Source organism: Kitasatospora sp. NPDC041988 (assembly GCF_055588525.1).
The window spans coordinates 89,846-105,525 of sequence record NZ_JBVJCO010000008.1 but is presented as its reverse complement, the minus strand read 5'-3'; the positions used below and the strand labels follow the sequence as shown (position 1 = coordinate 105,525).

Genomic DNA, 15,680 nt, shown 5'->3' with positions numbered 1-15,680 from the left:
TCCGAGTCTCAGATCCGGCCGAGGCGGGCCGCATGCACGCCGGCCTGGAAGCGGCTCTCCGCGCCCAGGTCGGCGGTCAGCTCGGCGACCAGCCGGCGCACCGTCCGCTCGGAGACCTCCAGCTTCCTGGCGATCGCCGCGTCGGTCAGCCCGGCCGCCAACAGTCGCAGCACCTCTTGATGACGATCCGTCATGCCACAAGCACTGGACAGGAGTTCCGGCGGGATCCAGGCCGCCGACCAGAAGTACTCGAACAGCTCCGCCACCAGTGCGACCAGGGCCGGCTCGCGGACCACCACCGCCGAGTCGGCGACCGGGGCGTCCCCGCCGGGGCCGGCTCCCGGCGCGGGCAGGATCGCCAGCCGGGCGTCGACCACGATCAGCCAGAGCGGCAGCGAGTGCGCGGCCCTGATCCGGGCGCCGGCCCCGGTCAGCTCCCGCACGTGCGCCAGAACGGCGGGCCGGCGCAGCACGGCGGCCGGGTAGATGGTGCGCAGGGTGGCGCCGTGGGCGAGGGCGAGCCGTTCGCGGGCGAGTTTGCCGGCCAGGGCGGTGCCGGAGAGGTCCTGGCCGGGCCGGAGCGAGAGGGCTTCGGTGCGGGCGCCACGGGCGGCGTCCTCCAGCAGGGCGGCGATCCGGTCGGCGCCGCGGACGAGTTCGAGGGCGGTGCCGGTGTGGTGGCGGTGCTGGACCGGCAGGTAGCCGGTGTGCAGGCGGTCGACGGCGTCGCGGGCCCGGCCCAGTGCGGCGACGAGGGCGGTGACCTGGGTGTCCGTGTCGAGGAGGAGTTGGCGGACGGCGGTGTCGACGGAGACGGCGGCGTGTCCGCCGGCCTCGGCGGCGGTGGGCTGGAGGAGCCCGAGGGCGAGGAGTTCGGTGGTGGCGGCGGCGAGGCGGTTCGCGTCCCAGTCGGGGCCCGGGGTGGCGGGCGGGCGTCCGGGTTCGGCGAGCAGGCGGGCGTAGAGCCGGGTGGCATCGCTGTCGGCGGGGTTCCCCGCGCTTTCCGTGCGCTCCATCGGCGCAGCCTAGTGAGGCGGGGGCTGGCCGGGCCGGGGTTTCCGAGGGGCGAGACGGCGCCGTTTCCGCTCCCGGTCATGGCCGGTTCCGGCAGTGCCGGGGTGGCTGACCTGCGGCGCAGCGGTGGCCAGGATGGGGCGCATGGCTCTTTCCGAGGCTTCGACGATCTGGTTGGACGGCGCGCTGGTGCCCTGGCACGAGGCGCGGACGCATGTGCTGACGCACGGCCTGCACTACGGCACGGGTGTGTTGGAGGGCACCCGGGTGTTCGCGACGGCGGATGGTCCGGCGGTGTTCCGGCTGTCCGAGCATCTGCGCCGGCTGGACCGCAGCGCCCGCATGATCCGCATGGAACTCCCGTACAGTGCGGACGACTTGGCGAAGGCGACGGTGGAGTTGGTGCGTGCCAACGGCCACCGGGCTTGCTATCTGCGGCACTTCGCGTTCCTGGGCTACGGCTCGATGGGCATCGACATGCGGCACTCGCCGGTCGCCGTGTCGATCGCGAGCTGGGAGTGGCATGGCCAACTGCCGCAGGCGGAGGCCGGGATCACCCTGAAGACCAGCAGCTGGCGGCGGAACGACCCGAACGCGGTGCCGCCGGCTGCGAAGGCCACCGGCCCGTATCTGAACTCGGTGCTGGCCCGGCGGGAGGCGAACGACGCGGGCTATGACGAGGCGCTGCTGCTGGGCCCGGACGGTTCGGTGAGCGAATGCACCGGGGAGAACGTGTTCGCCGTCCGCGACGGGGTGCTGCGCACGCCGCCGAGCAGTGCGGGGGCTCTGGAGGGCATCACCCAGGACACCGTGCTGACGCTGGCCCGCGATCTCGGCCTGGCGGTGCGGGTGGAGAGTCTGCTGCGCTCGGACCTCTACGCGGCGGACGAGGTGTTCGTCTGCGGTACGGCTGCGGGTGTCGTCCCGGTCCGCTCGCTCGACGACCGCGAGCTGCCGGCCGCGCCCGGCCCGGTCACCGGCCGGCTGCGCGGGGCGTACGAGGCCGCGGTCTCGGGCGCCGACCCGCGTTACCGGCACTGGCTGACGCCGGTGGCCTGAGCGGGTCGTCCTCTCCGCCCGGGGCCGGGCGGAGGGGGGCGGGTGGTCCCGGATGTTTTTTCGTGCGCCCGCGAAAGTCCCGCCTACCTGCTCAGATCTCGTACACCGCGCCGGGCCGGGCGATATCGACGGGGCCGGTGAAGGCGGCGGCGGCGTCGCGGCGGTTGTGCTCGGCGTCGGTCCACGGCGGGATGTGGGTGAGGACGAGCCGGCGGGCGTGGGCGGCGGTGGCGTGCTCGCCGGCTTCGCGGCCGTTGAGGTGGACGGCCCGGTAGGTGTCGCGGCCGTCCATGTAGGCGGCTTCGCAGAGGAAGAGGTCGGTGTCGCGGGCGAGCTCGACGAGTTCGGCGCTCTCGCCGGTGTCGCCGGAGTAGACGAGGCTGCGGCCGTCGTGTTCGAGCCGGAAGGCGAAGGCGTCGACGGGATGGTTGACCTGGGCGACCTCGATCCGGAACGGGCCGAGGTCGAAGGTGCCGGGGGTGAGGGTGCGGAAGTCGAAGACCTCCTTCATCCCGGGGTTCTCCGGCATGTCGTAGGCGCGGGCGAGCCGCTCGGCGGTGCCGGCCGGGCCGTAGACGGGCATCGGGTCGGGACAGCCCTCGGCGCGGTAGTTGCGGGCGACCCAGTAGGCACAGAGGTCGACGCAGTGGTCGGCGTGCAGGTGGCTGAGCAGGACGGCGTCGACCTCGTACAGGTCGACGTACTTCTGCAGGGCGCCGAGTGCGCCGTTGCCGAGGTCGAGCACGACGCGGTAGCCGTCGGCCTCCACGAGGTAGCTGGAGCACGGCGAGTCGGCGGACGGGAAGCTCCCCGAGCACCCCACCACGGTCAGTTTCATCCGAGCCCCTCCGCCCCGACACGTCCTGGCTGCCGCTGGTCATGACAGTGCGGCCGGCGAACCGGCCGGCAGCGCTGCCCTCGCGTGTGTCGAGGGTAAGGGCGGAGGGGCACTTTGCCCCCGTCTCCGTGCCGCGCTGTGGCTGGAATCACCAGAACGCCGGGGCGGCGGTCCGGCGGGGGCCGGGGGTGCCGGTTCAGCGGTGGCCGGGGCGCCGGCGGGCCCAGGCCGTGATCGTGTCGGGGTACCAGCGGGGGTGGCCGCTGCCGTCGATGACGTCCGGGTCAGGCAGCAGGCCGTGCCGGCGGTAGTTGCGGACGGTCTCCGGCTGGACGTTGATGTGGCGGGCGATCTCGGCGTACGACCACAGGTCGGTGCTGCGGCTCACGGGGCCTCCGGGATGCGTGGGGGCGGTGCCTGCCCAGCCTCCCGGGCGCCGGGGGCGGCTTCGGCCCGGAACGGGCGCCGTGGTCAATCCGTGACGAACCGGGAGCAGCGGACGGATAAATACTCGACTGTCACAGCGGTCACACTGGTGGCCCCGGGGGGTGGCCGGTACGGTCTGCCGCATGACCAACTACTGGTGGCTCGCGCTGTGGACGGTCTGCGTGCTGGTGGCGGGCTGGATCAGCACCCGGATCCGGGCGCGCCGCCTCGCCGGGCAGCCGCGTCGGCCGCTGCCGCCCGGGCCCCGCCGTCCGGGCCCCGCGCCGCAGGAGATCTGGTGGGCGCAGGTGCCGTTCGAGGACGGCCCGGGGGCGAAGGACCGCCCCTGCCTGGTGCTGCGGGTGAACGGCCGTACCGCGACCGTCGCGAAGATCACCAGCAAGCACCATGCCGACCGCCCGGGCGTGCTGCCGTTGCCGCCGGGTTCGGTGGGCGACCGCCAGGGCCGGACCAGTTGGCTGGAGACGGACGAGCTGCGCGAGGTGGCGGTCGCCGACTTCCGCCGCCGGGCCGGCGTGGTGGACCGGCAGATCTGGGCCCGCGCGCAGCGGGCGATGTCGGCCGGTCAGTGAGCCGTCAGGCCCAGAGCTGGCCCTGGAGCGCCTCGACCGCGGCCTCGGTGGACTCGGCGGTGTAGATGCCGGTGGAGAGGTACTTCCAGCCGCCGTCGGCGACGACGAAGACGATGTCGGCGCGCTGCCCGGCCGCGGCGGCCTTGCGGGCGGCGCCGAGCGCGGCGTGCAGGATGGCGCCGGTGGAGACGCCGGCGAAGATGCCCTCCTGCTGGAGGAGTTCGCGGGTGCGGCGGACGGCGTCGGCGGAGCCGACCGAGAACCGGGTGGTGAGCACCTCGGCGTCGTACAGCTCGGGGACGAAGCCCTCGTCGAGGTTGCGCAGGCCGTAGACCAGGTCGTCGTAGCGCGGCTCGGCGGCGACGATCTGCACGCCGGGGACCTTCTCGCGCAGGAAGCGGCCGACGCCCATGAGGGTGCCGGTGGTCCCGAGGCCGGCCACGAAGTGGGTGACGGTGGGCAGGTCGGCGAGGATCTCGGGGCCGGTCGTGGCGTAGTGGGCGCCGGCGTTGTCCGGGTTGCCGTACTGGTAGAGCATGACCCAGTCGGGGTGCTCGGCGGCGATCTCCTTGGCGATCCGCACCGCGGTGTTGGAGCCGCCGGCGGCCGGGGAGGCGATGATCTCGGCGCCCCACATGCGCAGCAGTTCGCGGCGTTCCTCGCTGGTGTTCTCGGGCATCACGCAGACCATCCGGTAGCCCTTGAGCTTGGCGGCCATGGCGAGCGAGATGCCGGTGTTGCCGCTGGTGGGCTCCAGGATGGTGCAGCCGGGGGTGAGCAGTCCGGCGGCCTCGGCGCGCTCGATCATGTGCAGCGCCGGGCGGTCCTTGATGGAGCCGGTGGGGTTGCGGTCCTCCAGCTTGGCCCAGAGGGTGACCTGGCCGTCGGTGTTGCCGGGGACGGCGGCGGAGAGTCGGGGCAGCCGGACCAGCGGGGTGTTGCCGACGGCTTCGAGCGGGCTGTCGTAACGCAAGGGGGGCCTCCGGCAACGGCGGTGAGGGTCGGGAGCGGCGGCTCTCCCGCCCGCGCGGGGCGGGCGGGAGAGCGGGAGGTCAGCGGGCGCCGCCGGCCACGGCGGGCAGGATGGTGACGCTGTCGCCGTCGGCGAGGGCGGTGGAGATGCCCGCCAGGAAGCGGACGTCCTCGTCGTTCAGGTAGACGTTGACGAAGCGGCGCAGCTCGCCGCCCTCCAGCAGGCGGGAGGCGATGCCCGGGTGGCGGGCGTCGAGGTCCTGGAAGAGTTCCCCGAGGTTGCTGCCGGTGCCCTCGACGGCCTTGGCGCCGTCGGTGTAGGTGCGGAGGATGGTCGGGATGCGGACCTCGATGGCCATGGGTGCGCTCCTGTGCGAGTCGTGAGGTGGGTGGGCCGCAGCGCGCGGCAGGGCGGGGTGGGCCCGGGGTGTGCGGCGGGCCTGGGCGGGCGGCTCAGCGAGAGCGCGCGGGCGTGCCGGGACAGATCGCACTGGCGAGCCGGCACAGGTCGATGTGCAGGCGCGCCACGAGGCGGGTGCCCGGGGCCTGGGTGCTCACATCGACGGAACGCATGGGCTCATCGTATAGATTCCCGACCGCGCTCCGACATGCCCGTCTCGCGATCCGGATGTTTCTGTTTCTTCTGTTGAGATGGCACCGGCCCGCCGACCGCTCGCGGGCAGTCGGCGGGCCGCGCCCAGGTGGGTGCTGGTCAGGCCTGGTAGGCCTCGACGACCTGGACGTCTTCCTCTGTGATCTCGCCGTCCACGATGCGGAACGAGCGGAACTGGAACGGGTCGTCCGGGCCGTTGCCGTCGGCGGTGGAGACCAGGACGTAGTGGGCGAACGGCTCGGAGGCGTAGCTCACGTCGGTGCGCGAGGGGTAGGCCTCGGTCGCGGTGTGCGAGTGGTAGACGATCACGGGCTCCTCGTCCCGGTCATCCATCTCGCGGTAGAGCTTGAGCAGGTCGCCCGAGTCGAACTCGTAGAAGGTGGGCGAGCGGGCGGCGTTGAGCATCGGGATGAACCGCTCGGGCCGTCCGGTGCCGGCCGGGCCTGCCACCACGCCACAGGCCTCGTCCGGGTGGTCGGCGCGGGCGTGGGCGACGATCGCGTCGCGCAGTTCTCGGGTGATGGTCAGCATGCGGTCAGGATAGCCACGCCCCGGCGGGTGTCCGCCGGGGCGTCCACGGCGTGGTCCGCCGGGCCGTCAGCCGCCGTTGCGGGCGTGCAGGTGGTCGTCGGCGACGGCGTGGACGGCGGCCGGGCTGCGGCGCTTGAGCACCTGGTAGCCGACCACCAGCACGACGGCCCAGACGGGGAAGACGTACAGCGAGATGCGGTTGTCCTCGTCCAGGGCAATCAGGACGACGACCAGCACGAGGAAGGCAAGCGCGGCCCAGCTGCTCCAGACGCCGCCGGGCGCCTTGAAGCCGGGCGGCGGGAGGTGGCCGGCCTTCCAGGCCTTGCGGTAGCGGATCTGGCAGATCAGGATCATCGCCCAGGTCCAGAGGCCGCAGACGGTGGCGACCGAGGTGATGTACTCGAACGCCTTGGCCGGGACGAGGTAGTTGAGGACGACGCCGGCTCCCATCAGCAGCGAGGAGAGGGTGATCGCGGCGGCGGGGGTGCGGCGGGAGTTGAGCTTGGTGAGCTGCCCGGGGGCCTGGCCGCGCAGGGCGAGGTCGCGCAGCATCCGGCCGGTGGAGTACATGCCGGAGTTGCAGGAGGAGAGCGCGGCGGTGAGCACCACGAAGTTGATGATGCCGGCCGCGGCGGGGATGCCGATCTTGCCGAAAGCGGCGACGAACGGGCTGACGCCGGGCTGGAATTCGGTCCACGGGACGAGCGAGAGGATGATCACCAGGGCGCCGATGTAGAACAGCGCGATGCGCCACGGCAGGGTGTTGATGGCGCGCGGCAGGGTCTTCTGCGGGTTCTCGCTCTCGCCGGCGGTGACGCCGACCAGCTCCACGCCGAGGTAGGCGAACATGACGATCTGCAGCGTCATCACGGTGGCGCCGATCCCCTTGGGGAAGAAGCCGCCGTCCTGCCAGAGGTTGGTGATCGACGCGGTGTCACCGGCGTCGCTGAAGCCGAGGGTGAGCACGCCGATGCCGATCAGGATCATGCCGATGATGGCGGTGACCTTGACCATGGAGAACCAGAACTCGATCTCGCCGAAGAGCTTCACCGAGATCAGGTTGGCCGCGTAGAGGATGACCAGGAAGGTCAGCGCACTGAGCCACTGGGGGATGCCGGGCGCCCAGAACTTCACGTAGACGGCGGCCGCGGTGGTTTCCGCCATGCCCGTGACGACCCAGAACAGCCAGTACGTCCAGCCCGTCACATAGCCGGCGAAGGGGCCGAGGAACTCCCGGGCGTACTCGGCGAAGCTGCCGGACACCGGGCGGTAGGTGAGCAGTTCACCGAGCGCCCGCATGATCGCGAAGATCGCCACGCCGGCCACCGCGTACGACAGGATCAGGCTCGGGCCGGACTTGGAGATCGCGGTGCCGGCACCGAGGAAGAGGCCGGTGCCGATGGCGCCGCCGATCGCGATCATCTGGATCTGGCGGCTGCCCAGCCCCCGCTCGTAGCCCTCCTCGTCCGGTTCCGGTTTGGTGTCGACCACTTCGTCGTAGAGCTTCTCGGCCATGGCGCACCGTCCTGGGTGGGTCTCGTGGGGTGGAGAAGTCGTACCACGCGCACTCCGTATAGCGGTGTCCATCTGAGCGATATTTGAGCATGGAGTCATAGGGTTTCGACCGTTTTGAACGGAAAAGCCCCGACCCCCCGTCCAGCATGCGGACGGGGGGTCGGGGCTGCCCGGAACCGGGCAGGATTCAGTCCGAGAGCGCCTCCAGCAGCGACTCCTGGAGGGCGCCCAGCCACAGGTACGCCATCACCAGCGGCTTCCGCTCGTCGGCGTCCGGCAGGTCGTACAGGCCCTGCTCGTCCTCCTCGGTGATCTCCAGCCGCACGCCCAGGGTCAGCCGCAGGTCGTTGAGCGCCCCCAGCCAGCGCGGGCAGTCGCCGGCGGGCAGCTTGAGCACCCCGCCCTCGCCGCCGAGCCCGTCCAGCGCCCGCACCACCTGCAGCGCGTCCTCGCGCTTGCGGGCCCGCAGGTCCAGCTCGGTGTAGCGGCGGAACTCGCCGGAGGCCGCCTTGCCCTCGGCGTCCTGCGGCTTCTCCGGGTCCCGGTAGGCATCCGGGAAGAGCCGGGCCAGCGCCGGGTCGGAGGGCGCCTCACTCGGCCCCTCGGCGAACAGCGCGGCGAGCGGGTCCCCGCCCTCACCGCCCGGGCCGGGGCCGATCAGCTCCAGCATCTGCACTTCCAGGGAGCGCAGGATCGAGGCCTCGACCTCGTCAAGCGCGATCGCCGCGCTCCCGCCGCCGCCACTCTCGAACAACCCAGCCATCTGTATCGGTCAGCCCGTCTTCGTCGTCTTCGGTGGTATGCCGGGGCGCGGCCCGCGGCTCAGTCGTGCTGGAGCGTGGCCCAGAGGCCGTAGCCGTGCATCGCCTGCACGTCGCGCTCCATCTCCTCGCGGGACCCGCTGGAGACCACCGTCCGACCCTTGGTGTGCACTTCCATCATCAGCTTCCGGGCCTTGTCCTTCGGGTAGCCGAAGTAGGCCTGGAAGACGTACTGGACGTAGCTCATCAGGTTGACCGGGTCGTTGTGCACGATGGTCACCCAGGGCGTGTCCGGCTCAGCCACCGGTAGGCCTTCGACCTCCGGGCGCTCGATCTCTGCGGGCGCGACACTCACCGCCGGGTCCTCCTCGCTATTCCTCCGGATACCTGCACCTTCAGCCCCCATGCTGCCATCCGGGGGACCTCGGGGCGATTCCGCCCCATGGCCGCGCGAACGCCCCGCACGAGAAATCGTCAAACTGACGCTAAGTGGTAGTAGCATCATCTCCATGGACGCCACTTCAGTGCGCGCGGCCGGTTCGACCGCGCTCCTCACCGACCGCTACGAGCTCACCATGCTGCAGGCCGCCCTGCAGAGCGGGGCCGCGCCCCGCCGCTCCGTCTTCGAGGTGTTCACCCGCCGCCTGCCGGGTGGCCGCCGCTACGGCGTGATGGCCGGCACCGGCCGGGTGCTGGACGCCGTCGAGAACTTCCGCTTCACCGCGGTGCAGCTCGACTGGCTGGCCGCCCAGAACGTCGTCGACACCGACACCCTGCGCTTCCTGGCCGACTACCGGTTCACCGGTGACATCCACGGCTACCCGGAGGGCGAGGCCTACTTCCCCGGGTCGCCGCTGCTGACCGTCGAGGGCACCTTCGCCGAGGCGGTGATCCTGGAGACGGTGATCCTGTCGATCCTCAACCACGACTCGGCGATCGCCGCCGCCGCCTCCCGGATGACCGCCGCGGCCGGCGGGCGCCCGGTGATCGAGATGGGCGCCCGGCGCGCCCACGAGCAGGCCGCCGTCTCGGCCGCCCGGGCCGCGTACGTGGCCGGCTTCTCCGCCACCTCCGACCTCGAGGCCGGATTCACCCACGGCATCCCGACCACCGGCACCGCCGCGCACGCCTTCACACTGGTGCACGACAGCGAGCGGGACGCCTTCCGGGCGCAGATCGCCTCGATGGGCAAGGGCACCACACTGCTCGTCGACACCTTCGACCTGCGCGAGGCGGTCCGCACGGCCGTCGAGGTGGCCGGCCCCGAGCTGGGCGCGGTACGGATCGACTCCGGCGACCTCACCCTGCTGGCACACCGGGTCCGCCGCCAGCTGGACGAGCTCGGCGCGCACAAGACGAAGATCATCGTCACCTCGGACCTCGACGAGTACGCGATCGCCGCGCTGGCCGCCGCCCCGGTCGACGGCTACGGCGTCGGCACCAGCCTGGTCACCGGGAGCGGCCACCCGACCTGCGCCATGGTCTACAAGCTGGTCGCCCGGGCGGAGTCGGCGGACGGGCCGCTGGTGCCGGTCGCCAAGCGCGCCGCCGGCGGCAAGACCAGCATCGGCGGCCGCAAGTGGGCGGCCCGGCGGCCCGACGCGGACGGCGTGGCCGAGGCCGAGGTGGTCGGCACCGGGCCGGTCCCGGCCGAGCTGGAACCGCACCTGATGCAGGTGCCGCTGGTGCTGGCCGGCGAGGTGGTCGGCCGGGAGCCGCTGAGCGCGGCCCGCGAGCGGCACGTCCGGGCCCGGGCGGGGCTGCCGCTGTCGGCCACCCAGCTCTCCAAGGGCGACCCGGTGCTGCCGACCGAACTGATCCTGTGACACCACTGCGCGGTCGCCGGGCTCCCGGGGGCACGGACCCGGGTGCGCCCCGGGCCTTCCGCCCCCGGGTGCCACTGCCTACAGTCGACCGTAGAGTTCCCACCGGAAGCGCACAGAACCAGCGCACCGCCCCCCACAACCGAGGATGCGAGCCATGCACCGGGCACTGATCGTCGTCGACGTGCAGAACGACTTCTGCGAGGGCGGCAGTCTGGCCGTCGCCGGCGGGGCCGAGGTGGCCGCCGCGATCACCGACCTGATCGCCGAGGCCCGCCCCGGATACCAGCACATCCTCGCCACCCGCGACAACCACGTCGACCCGGGCGACCACTTCTCCGACCACCCGGACTACGTCAACAGCTGGCCGGTGCACTGCGTGGCGGGCACCGAGGGGGTGGGCTTCCACCCCAACTTCGCGCCCTCCGTCACCTCCGGCGCGATCGAGGCGGTCTTCGACAAGGGCGCCTACGCGGCGGCGTACAGCGGCTTCGAAGGGCTGGACGAGAACAACCGCGGGCCGATCGACTGGCTGCGCGAGCGTCAGGTCACCGAGGTGGACGTGGTCGGCCTGGCCACCGACCACTGCGTCAAGGCCACCGCGCTGGACGCGGCCCGGGCGGGCTTCACCACCCGCGTCCTGCTGGACCTGACGGCGGGTGTGGCGCCGCAGACCACCGCCGCCGCGCTGGAGGAGCTGCGGGCGGCCGGCGTCGAGCTGGTCGGCACGCCGACGGTGCGCGGCTGAGCCCGGTCAGCCCTCACCGACCAGCAGTTCCACCACGTCGGTGCCGCCCTGCCGGAAGGCCTCGCGCAGTTCGGCGCCGACCGCGTCCGGCTCGGCGGCCAGCCGGACACCGGAGAGGTAGACCACCCGGATCCCCAGGTACTCCATCCGGTGCTGGCCACCGCGCACCCAGGCGGCCTCGCCCTCGCTGACGCAGCGCAGCTCCGAGTCGACCTCCACCGCCACGCCGACCTGCGGCCAGTAGAGGTCCGGCACGGCGATGTAGGTGCCGCCGCGCATCCGCAGCTCCGGGCCGGCCAGCGGGACGGGCAGCAGCCACTCGTCGGCCAGCTCGCCGAGCCGCGCCAGCACGGCGTCCCGCTCCTCGGAGAGCAGCTCGTCCAGCGCGGCCCGCACCCGCAGGTCGGCGGCGAGCCCGGACTCGGTCAGCTCGGCGACCAGCTCCCGCGCGGTGCAGCGGGCCTCGGGCCGCCCCACCCGGGCGCCGGGCCGGCCCACGGCCTCCCGCAGCACCTCGCGGACCGGCAGCGCGGCACCCTCGCCGAACTCCGGCGCCGCACCCTCGGCCGTCCACTCGCGCAACGCGTCCGCCACCGCCCGGGCGACCGGCGCACAGGCCAGCCCGTGCACCGAGCGGGCCACCAACTCCCGTTCGGTGCGCCGGATCCGCACCTCCCCGGCATCCTTGAGCCGGCGCTGACGGGGCACCAGGACGTCCACCCCGGTGACGGCCGGCAGCCGGGGCACCGCGGCGAAGCCGTACAGCGCCAGTGCGGCGGTGCCGGTGATCACCGCGCCCTCGCCACGGCCCTCCTCGCGGCCGTTCTGCGCCGCGTACAGCAGCGCGGCCCACATCCGCTGTTCCGGGGTCGGCTCGCCGGACTGCAGCAGGTAGACCCGGGGCAGCAGTCGCTGCCACGGGCCGCCCCGGCGACAGTGCCCGCTGACGACCCGGGCCGGCACGCCCCGGGCGCGCAGCTGGCTGGCGGTGATGACGTTCTGCTGACGCTTCGCCAGTTCCTCCAGGGAAGGCGGCGGCGAGGGAATCCGGTAGCTCATGCCGACACCATCCCCAACGGCCAGGACCGGCCATCGGCCGCCTGACGCACTGTTACCCAACCGTCGTGAAACCGGGACCAGCCTGCACTAAAGTCCCCATACCCTCACCCATTCGGAGTAATGGGAGGTCACGGGATCACCGGCACCGGCCGAAGCCGACCGGCGACCAGCACTTCTGACCGTGCGTGACCAAGGGCATACGCCGAAGCGCCTCCGGGCGTCACTCCGGCTCCCCGGATTGCCTACCCTTAGTTCATGTCACGTGACGAGACCGCCGGCCTCCGCGCGGCCCAGCTCCGCCTCGGCCGCCTGCCCGGATACGTCCGCCGGCCGGACCCGGCCCGCCGCAGCGGCGAACAGGGCCATACGTACAAGAAGGGCTGGGAGGTCCGCTTCACGGCCCGCAGCGAGGCCGAGATAGCCGAGATCCGCGACCTCGTGGTCGCCGCCGGATTCGCCCCGGCCAGACCCTTCTTCAAGGGCCACCAGCTGATCCAGCCCGTCTACGGGATGGCCGCCGTCCAGGCCTACCTGGCCGCGAGACAGGCGGCCGAGGAACAGGCCGCCCGCACGACCGTCGGCCGGGGGCGGAACGGGGCCGACGGAGCCGACGAGGCCAATGGGGCCAACGGGGCCGTCCGGCGGCGGGAGGAGAGTGCGGCGGCCGGACTGGCGCGGCGGAGGGCCGTCGACTCGTTCCCCGCCCAGCTCGGCCGGAGCACCGCGGCGGACGACCGGCTCTCCCCCTCGGAGGCCCGGCAGTCCGGCTGAACCAGCGTGGACGGGGGCGGACGGCGGGCGCCGGGCGGCCCTCCGCCACCCCGGCCCCGGCCCTTCGCCACCCCGGGAACGCGGCCCCGCCCACCCCCGGCGCGCCGCCGCCCCCGGGAGCGCACCACCCACCCGCGCACCCGCATCCGCGCCCGCTCCCACCCTCCGCGCGCGCGACCGGTGGCGCGGGCGCGGCTTCACGCCTCGGGTGTGGACGTGAGCCACCGGACCGCCTACGGTGGCCCATCAACCGCTCCACCACCCCTCGCCGACCACCCTGGCTGACCGGCCATGACGCCCTCACTCTCGCGACCCTGGCAGCGCTGTGCACCACCCCTACCACCGGCCCCGCGCCACCCCGCCGCCCGTCGGCCCACACCCGGCCACCGCCGGAACCGGCCGAGCGGCAGCACGTTCCGGGCATTCAATCCGATTGGTAACCCAGAGCACCGAGCGCCTACCGTAGAGTGAGCACAGATGATCGACCGTCAGAAGCCCATCTCACTTGCCGAGAAGCCGAGATGACCAACCGTCATGACAGCACCGCCGAGCCTCCCCCGGCGCCCGGCGAACCGTCCGCCGTACCACTGGAGTTCGCGGCGTTCTGCGAGCTGCACCGACCGCGTTACCTCAGCTACGCCCGGGTCTGGCTGCCGGACCACGCCGAGGCGACCGGCGCCGTCCAGCATGCCTTCGCCGAAATCGCCGTCCAGTGGCGCGAGTTACTGGGCAGCTCCAATCCGACCGCGCACGCCTGGCAGATCCTGCGCGGCACGGTCAACGAGCACACCCTGCGGGCCGACCCGCCGGCCCGGCCCAGCCACCCCGCCGACGACGACCTGGCGATCCTGCACTACATCGTCGGCCTCGCCGCCCCGGAGATCGCCGACGTCATCGGCACCGACACCGCCAGCGTGGCCGGCCGACTCCGCCGCACCATGCTCCGTGAGGCCTCCGGCTGGTGATCCCGGCCGGGCCTGTGCGCCCGACTCCCCCGCGTCGCCTGCCGACCCGCAGGCTCAGACCCGCTCGCCCGTCACGTCGTACAGGTGGTGGACCGGGTCGTGGACCAGGTAGTGGGAGAACGACTCCACCGTGAAGCGCGCGCCGTCACTGCGGTTGCCGGTGCGCTGCCACTGGTCACCGGACACCTGCTCGAACGCGTCCGCGAGGACCCGCGCGGCCTCGGCCAGGTCCGCCGCGACCGCCCCCGGCTGCTGCTCCCCGTAGCGCCCGGCGACGGCCGTCTCGTCCTGGTCCCAGTTCGGGAAGTCCGGGTTCTCCTGGTCGAGCATGAGGTTCAACCGGAAGTGGAACAGCCGGAAGACGTCCCGCACGTGGCACGCGTACTCCAGGTCCGACCAGACCTCCGGGCGGGGACGGCGGCGCAGCGCCTCCTCGTCCCCGGCCAGCACGGCCACCCAGGCGTCGGCGTTGTCCCGGATGAGCCCGGGGACGGCCTCACGGGACACGGCAGCGGACTCCAGTCCGCAGTCCGGGCAGGGGCGCTCCAGGACCCACGTCCAGTCCTTGGTGTCCGGGACGATGCTGTCGGCGGGGGCGGCGGGGGCGTTCTCGGGAGTGGTCATGTGCCCAGGATGGCCGCCCGGGTACCGCCCCCACCAGCGGTCATAACGCCAGCGGCCGCCGAAATGCTGCCAGGCTCAGCCGGGCCGCCCGGCCTCGCGTGCGTCCCGCACGTCCTACGCGTCCCGCTCCGTCCTGCCCGTCCTGCCCGTCCCGCTCGTTCTACTCGTCCCGCTCGTACGCCTCGCGGGCCTCCAGCAGGGCGGCCAGGTGCTCGCGGCTCCACGCGCAGACCGCGTCCATCGGCCCCAGCAGCGACCGGCCGAGCGGCGTCAGCGCGTACTCCACCCTCGGCGGGTTCTCGTCGTACTCGGTCCGGCTCACCACCCCGTCGTGCTCCATCGCGCGCAGCGTCTCCGCCAGTACCTTCGCGGTGATGCCCACCAGCGGCACCCGGAGCTCGGAGAAGCGGCGCGGGCCGCTCTCCAGACAGCGCATCAGCTTCCAGGTCCACTTCTTGCCGCCCAGCACGGGCATCGTCTGCACCGGGCAGTCCGGGTCGAAGAAGTCCACCGACAGGGGTGCGAGCGCCAGGGGTTCGAGCACGGTCTGCGTCATGGCACCGACGGTAGCCGACCCCGTATCCCTGCGGGCCCCCGCCGGTACCGTTGAAGTAACCGGCACCCCCCGGTCTACCGTCACGGCAACGGCGGGCGACAAAGCCCCCCGGCGAACGGACGGAGAGCGCAATGAGCAGCACCCGCAAGCAGGTTGACCGCAGCATCGTCGTCTACGGCGCGGGCGGGCAGGTCGGCCGCGCCGTCGTCGCCGAGGCCCGGCAGCGCGGGCTGGCGGTCACCGCCGCCGTCCGCGACCCCGAGCGCCACCGGGACCTCGCCGGCGAGGGCGTCACCCTCGTCCGCTGCGACGTCACCGACCCGGCCGACGTCGCCGCCGCGGCGCACGGGCACACCGCCGCCGTCTCCACCGTCTACACGCCCGACGTGCCCTCCGAGGACTTCTACCGGGCCACCGCCGACGCCCTGGTGACCGGCCTCGGCACCGCCGAGGTCCGCCGGCTGGTCCACGTCGGCGTCGCCACCACCCTGGAGACCGCGCCCGGCACCGCCGTCCACGACGACCCCGCCTTCCCCGAGGCCTACCGCGCCTTCTCGCTCGGCCACGCCGTCGCCCTGGACCTGCTGCGGGAGTCGGACGCCTCCCTCGACTGGGTCGTCGTCACCCCGCCCCTCGACCTCGACCGCACCGCCCCCGGAACCGGCCGCTACCGGACCGGCGGCCCGAAGGTCCTCGGCGAGCGGATTGCCCAGGCCGACCTCGCGGTGGCCGTGGTCGACGAACTCACCGCCCCCGCCCATCACCGCGAGCAGATCGCCGTCGCCGAGTAGGCGGCGCGGCCTGTCGGCAGG

At 73.0% G+C, this 15,680-nt stretch carries 20 protein-coding genes; 7 read left to right on the top strand and 13 right to left on the bottom strand.

The genetic code is table 11. The features are described from left to right. Positions 1-8: 8 nt before the first annotated feature. The gene (locus ACZ6NC_RS10895) at positions 9-1,016 is read right to left on the bottom strand and encodes a helix-turn-helix transcriptional regulator (protein WP_465731166.1); all 1,008 of its coding nucleotides are present in this window, start codon (positions 1,014-1,016) and stop codon (positions 9-11) included. Positions 1,017-1,158: 142 nt separating this feature from the next. Between ACZ6NC_RS10895 and ACZ6NC_RS10890 the strand changes: the two genes are divergently transcribed. Beyond that, on the top strand, positions 1,159-2,073 hold the full coding sequence (locus tag ACZ6NC_RS10890) for a branched-chain amino acid transaminase (RefSeq protein WP_465731164.1): 915 nt from the start codon (positions 1,159-1,161) through the stop codon (positions 2,071-2,073). A 91-nt stretch (positions 2,074-2,164) separates the two neighbouring features. Here the strand turns inward: ACZ6NC_RS10890 and ACZ6NC_RS10885 are convergent, their stop codons facing one another. Together ACZ6NC_RS10885 and ACZ6NC_RS10880 are read right to left on the bottom strand one after the other, a co-directional pair. Then, positions 2,165-2,911: an MBL fold metallo-hydrolase gene (locus ACZ6NC_RS10885; protein ID WP_465731162.1), complete on the bottom strand. Its 747-nt coding sequence runs from the start codon at positions 2,909-2,911 to the stop codon at positions 2,165-2,167. Between the two features lie 196 nt (positions 2,912-3,107). Continuing rightward, positions 3,108-3,299 (bottom strand): MerR family transcriptional regulator, encoded by a 192-nt coding sequence (locus ACZ6NC_RS10880; protein ID WP_465731161.1) that lies wholly within the window; start codon positions 3,297-3,299, stop codon positions 3,108-3,110. Positions 3,300-3,480: 181 nt separating this feature from the next. Between ACZ6NC_RS10880 and ACZ6NC_RS10875 the strand changes: the two genes are divergently transcribed. Further along, positions 3,481-3,930: a type II toxin-antitoxin system PemK/MazF family toxin gene (locus ACZ6NC_RS10875; RefSeq protein ID WP_465731159.1), complete on the top strand. Its 450-nt coding sequence runs from the start codon at positions 3,481-3,483 to the stop codon at positions 3,928-3,930. Between the two features lie 4 nt (positions 3,931-3,934). On the opposite strand, the gene ACZ6NC_RS10870 is transcribed toward ACZ6NC_RS10875, so the two are convergent. The 7 genes from ACZ6NC_RS10870 to clpS form a co-directional block, all read right to left on the bottom strand. After that, positions 3,935-4,903, bottom strand: coding sequence for a PLP-dependent cysteine synthase family protein (locus ACZ6NC_RS10870; protein WP_465731157.1), 969 nt, complete (start codon positions 4,901-4,903; stop codon positions 3,935-3,937). Between the two features lie 79 nt (positions 4,904-4,982). Then, positions 4,983-5,261 carry a MoaD/ThiS family protein gene (locus ACZ6NC_RS10865; RefSeq protein ID WP_465731155.1) on the bottom strand — a complete coding sequence of 93 codons (279 nt, stop codon included), beginning with the start codon at positions 5,259-5,261 and terminating at the stop codon, positions 4,983-4,985. 94 nt (positions 5,262-5,355) lie between these two features. Continuing rightward, a complete protein-coding gene (locus ACZ6NC_RS10860; RefSeq protein WP_326846449.1) occupies positions 5,356-5,475 on the bottom strand; it encodes a putative leader peptide in 120 nt (39 codons plus the stop codon). Between the two features lie 139 nt (positions 5,476-5,614). Next, a complete protein-coding gene (locus ACZ6NC_RS10855; protein ID WP_465731152.1) occupies positions 5,615-6,046 on the bottom strand; it encodes a M67 family metallopeptidase in 432 nt (143 codons plus the stop codon). Between the two features lie 66 nt (positions 6,047-6,112). Beyond that, on the bottom strand, positions 6,113-7,561 hold the full coding sequence (locus ACZ6NC_RS10850; RefSeq protein WP_465731151.1) for an amino acid permease: 1,449 nt from the start codon (positions 7,559-7,561) through the stop codon (positions 6,113-6,115). Positions 7,562-7,748: 187 nt separating this feature from the next. Beyond that, a complete protein-coding gene (locus ACZ6NC_RS10845; protein WP_465731149.1) occupies positions 7,749-8,324 on the bottom strand; it encodes a DUF2017 domain-containing protein in 576 nt (191 codons plus the stop codon). Positions 8,325-8,383: 59 nt separating this feature from the next. After that, the gene (clpS, locus tag ACZ6NC_RS10840; RefSeq protein WP_406198905.1) at positions 8,384-8,677 is read right to left on the bottom strand and encodes an ATP-dependent Clp protease adapter ClpS; all 294 of its coding nucleotides are present in this window, start codon (positions 8,675-8,677) and stop codon (positions 8,384-8,386) included. Between the two features lie 154 nt (positions 8,678-8,831). Here clpS and ACZ6NC_RS10835 point away from each other — a divergent pair, with 154 nt between their 5' ends. Continuing rightward, entirely contained in the window at positions 8,832-10,148 is a 1,317-nt protein-coding gene (locus ACZ6NC_RS10835; protein ID WP_465731147.1) for a nicotinate phosphoribosyltransferase, read from the top strand. 154 nt (positions 10,149-10,302) lie between these two features. Further along, on the top strand, positions 10,303-10,893 hold the full coding sequence (locus ACZ6NC_RS10830) for an isochorismatase family protein (RefSeq protein WP_465731145.1): 591 nt from the start codon (positions 10,303-10,305) through the stop codon (positions 10,891-10,893). Positions 10,894-10,899: 6 nt separating this feature from the next. On the opposite strand, the gene ACZ6NC_RS10825 is transcribed toward ACZ6NC_RS10830, so the two are convergent. Next, positions 10,900-11,952 (bottom strand): hypothetical protein, encoded by a 1,053-nt coding sequence (locus ACZ6NC_RS10825; RefSeq protein WP_465731143.1) that lies wholly within the window; start codon positions 11,950-11,952, stop codon positions 10,900-10,902. Positions 11,953-12,207: 255 nt separating this feature from the next. Between ACZ6NC_RS10825 and ACZ6NC_RS10820 the strand changes: the two genes are divergently transcribed. Next, complete coding sequence (locus ACZ6NC_RS10820) at positions 12,208-12,723, top strand: hypothetical protein (RefSeq protein WP_465731141.1); 516 nt, start codon at positions 12,208-12,210, stop codon at positions 12,721-12,723. Between the two features lie 521 nt (positions 12,724-13,244). Beyond that, the gene (locus tag ACZ6NC_RS10815) at positions 13,245-13,688 is read left to right on the top strand and encodes an RNA polymerase sigma factor (RefSeq protein WP_465731139.1); all 444 of its coding nucleotides are present in this window, start codon (positions 13,245-13,247) and stop codon (positions 13,686-13,688) included. A gap of 54 nt (positions 13,689-13,742) precedes the next feature. Here ACZ6NC_RS10815 and ACZ6NC_RS10810 read toward each other — a convergent pair whose 3' ends face one another. Further along, complete coding sequence (locus tag ACZ6NC_RS10810) at positions 13,743-14,312, bottom strand: DinB family protein (RefSeq protein ID WP_465731137.1); 570 nt, start codon at positions 14,310-14,312, stop codon at positions 13,743-13,745. 160 nt (positions 14,313-14,472) lie between these two features. Next, a complete protein-coding gene (locus ACZ6NC_RS10805; protein WP_465731135.1) occupies positions 14,473-14,868 on the bottom strand; it encodes a winged helix-turn-helix transcriptional regulator in 396 nt (131 codons plus the stop codon). Between the two features lie 131 nt (positions 14,869-14,999). On the opposite strand from ACZ6NC_RS10805, the gene ACZ6NC_RS10800 reads away from it, so the two are divergent. After that, on the top strand, positions 15,000-15,659 hold the full coding sequence (locus ACZ6NC_RS10800) for an NAD(P)-dependent oxidoreductase (protein ID WP_465731133.1): 660 nt from the start codon (positions 15,000-15,002) through the stop codon (positions 15,657-15,659). The last annotated feature ends 21 nt before the right edge of the window (positions 15,660-15,680 follow it).

Excerpts from the sequence above, each read along its gene's own strand:
- ACZ6NC_RS10895 (WP_465731166.1), bottom strand. The coding sequence starts at position 1,016 with ATGGAGCGCACGGAAAGCGCGGGGAACCCCGCCGACAGCGATGCCACC.
- ACZ6NC_RS10890 (WP_465731164.1), top strand. The coding sequence starts at position 1,159 with ATGGCTCTTTCCGAGGCTTCGACGATCTGGTTGGACGGCGCGCTGGTG.
- ACZ6NC_RS10885 (WP_465731162.1), bottom strand. The coding sequence starts at position 2,911 with ATGAAACTGACCGTGGTGGGGTGCTCGGGGAGCTTCCCGTCCGCCGAC.
- ACZ6NC_RS10875 (WP_465731159.1), top strand. The coding sequence starts at position 3,481 with ATGACCAACTACTGGTGGCTCGCGCTGTGGACGGTCTGCGTGCTGGTG.
- ACZ6NC_RS10865 (WP_465731155.1), bottom strand. The coding sequence starts at position 5,261 with ATGGCCATCGAGGTCCGCATCCCGACCATCCTCCGCACCTACACCGAC.
- ACZ6NC_RS10860 (WP_326846449.1), bottom strand. The coding sequence starts at position 5,475 with ATGCGTTCCGTCGATGTGAGCACCCAGGCCCCGGGCACCCGCCTCGTG.
- ACZ6NC_RS10855 (WP_465731152.1), bottom strand. The coding sequence starts at position 6,046 with ATGCTGACCATCACCCGAGAACTGCGCGACGCGATCGTCGCCCACGCC.
- ACZ6NC_RS10850 (WP_465731151.1), bottom strand. The coding sequence starts at position 7,561 with ATGGCCGAGAAGCTCTACGACGAAGTGGTCGACACCAAACCGGAACCG.
- ACZ6NC_RS10845 (WP_465731149.1), bottom strand. The coding sequence starts at position 8,324 with ATGGCTGGGTTGTTCGAGAGTGGCGGCGGCGGGAGCGCGGCGATCGCG.
- ACZ6NC_RS10835 (WP_465731147.1), top strand. The coding sequence starts at position 8,832 with ATGGACGCCACTTCAGTGCGCGCGGCCGGTTCGACCGCGCTCCTCACC.
- ACZ6NC_RS10830 (WP_465731145.1), top strand. The coding sequence starts at position 10,303 with ATGCACCGGGCACTGATCGTCGTCGACGTGCAGAACGACTTCTGCGAG.
- ACZ6NC_RS10825 (WP_465731143.1), bottom strand. The coding sequence starts at position 11,952 with ATGAGCTACCGGATTCCCTCGCCGCCGCCTTCCCTGGAGGAACTGGCG.
- ACZ6NC_RS10820 (WP_465731141.1), top strand. The coding sequence starts at position 12,208 with ATGTCACGTGACGAGACCGCCGGCCTCCGCGCGGCCCAGCTCCGCCTC.
- ACZ6NC_RS10815 (WP_465731139.1), top strand. The coding sequence starts at position 13,245 with ATGACCAACCGTCATGACAGCACCGCCGAGCCTCCCCCGGCGCCCGGC.
- ACZ6NC_RS10810 (WP_465731137.1), bottom strand. The coding sequence starts at position 14,312 with ATGACCACTCCCGAGAACGCCCCCGCCGCCCCCGCCGACAGCATCGTC.
- ACZ6NC_RS10805 (WP_465731135.1), bottom strand. The coding sequence starts at position 14,868 with ATGACGCAGACCGTGCTCGAACCCCTGGCGCTCGCACCCCTGTCGGTG.
- ACZ6NC_RS10800 (WP_465731133.1), top strand. The coding sequence starts at position 15,000 with ATGAGCAGCACCCGCAAGCAGGTTGACCGCAGCATCGTCGTCTACGGC.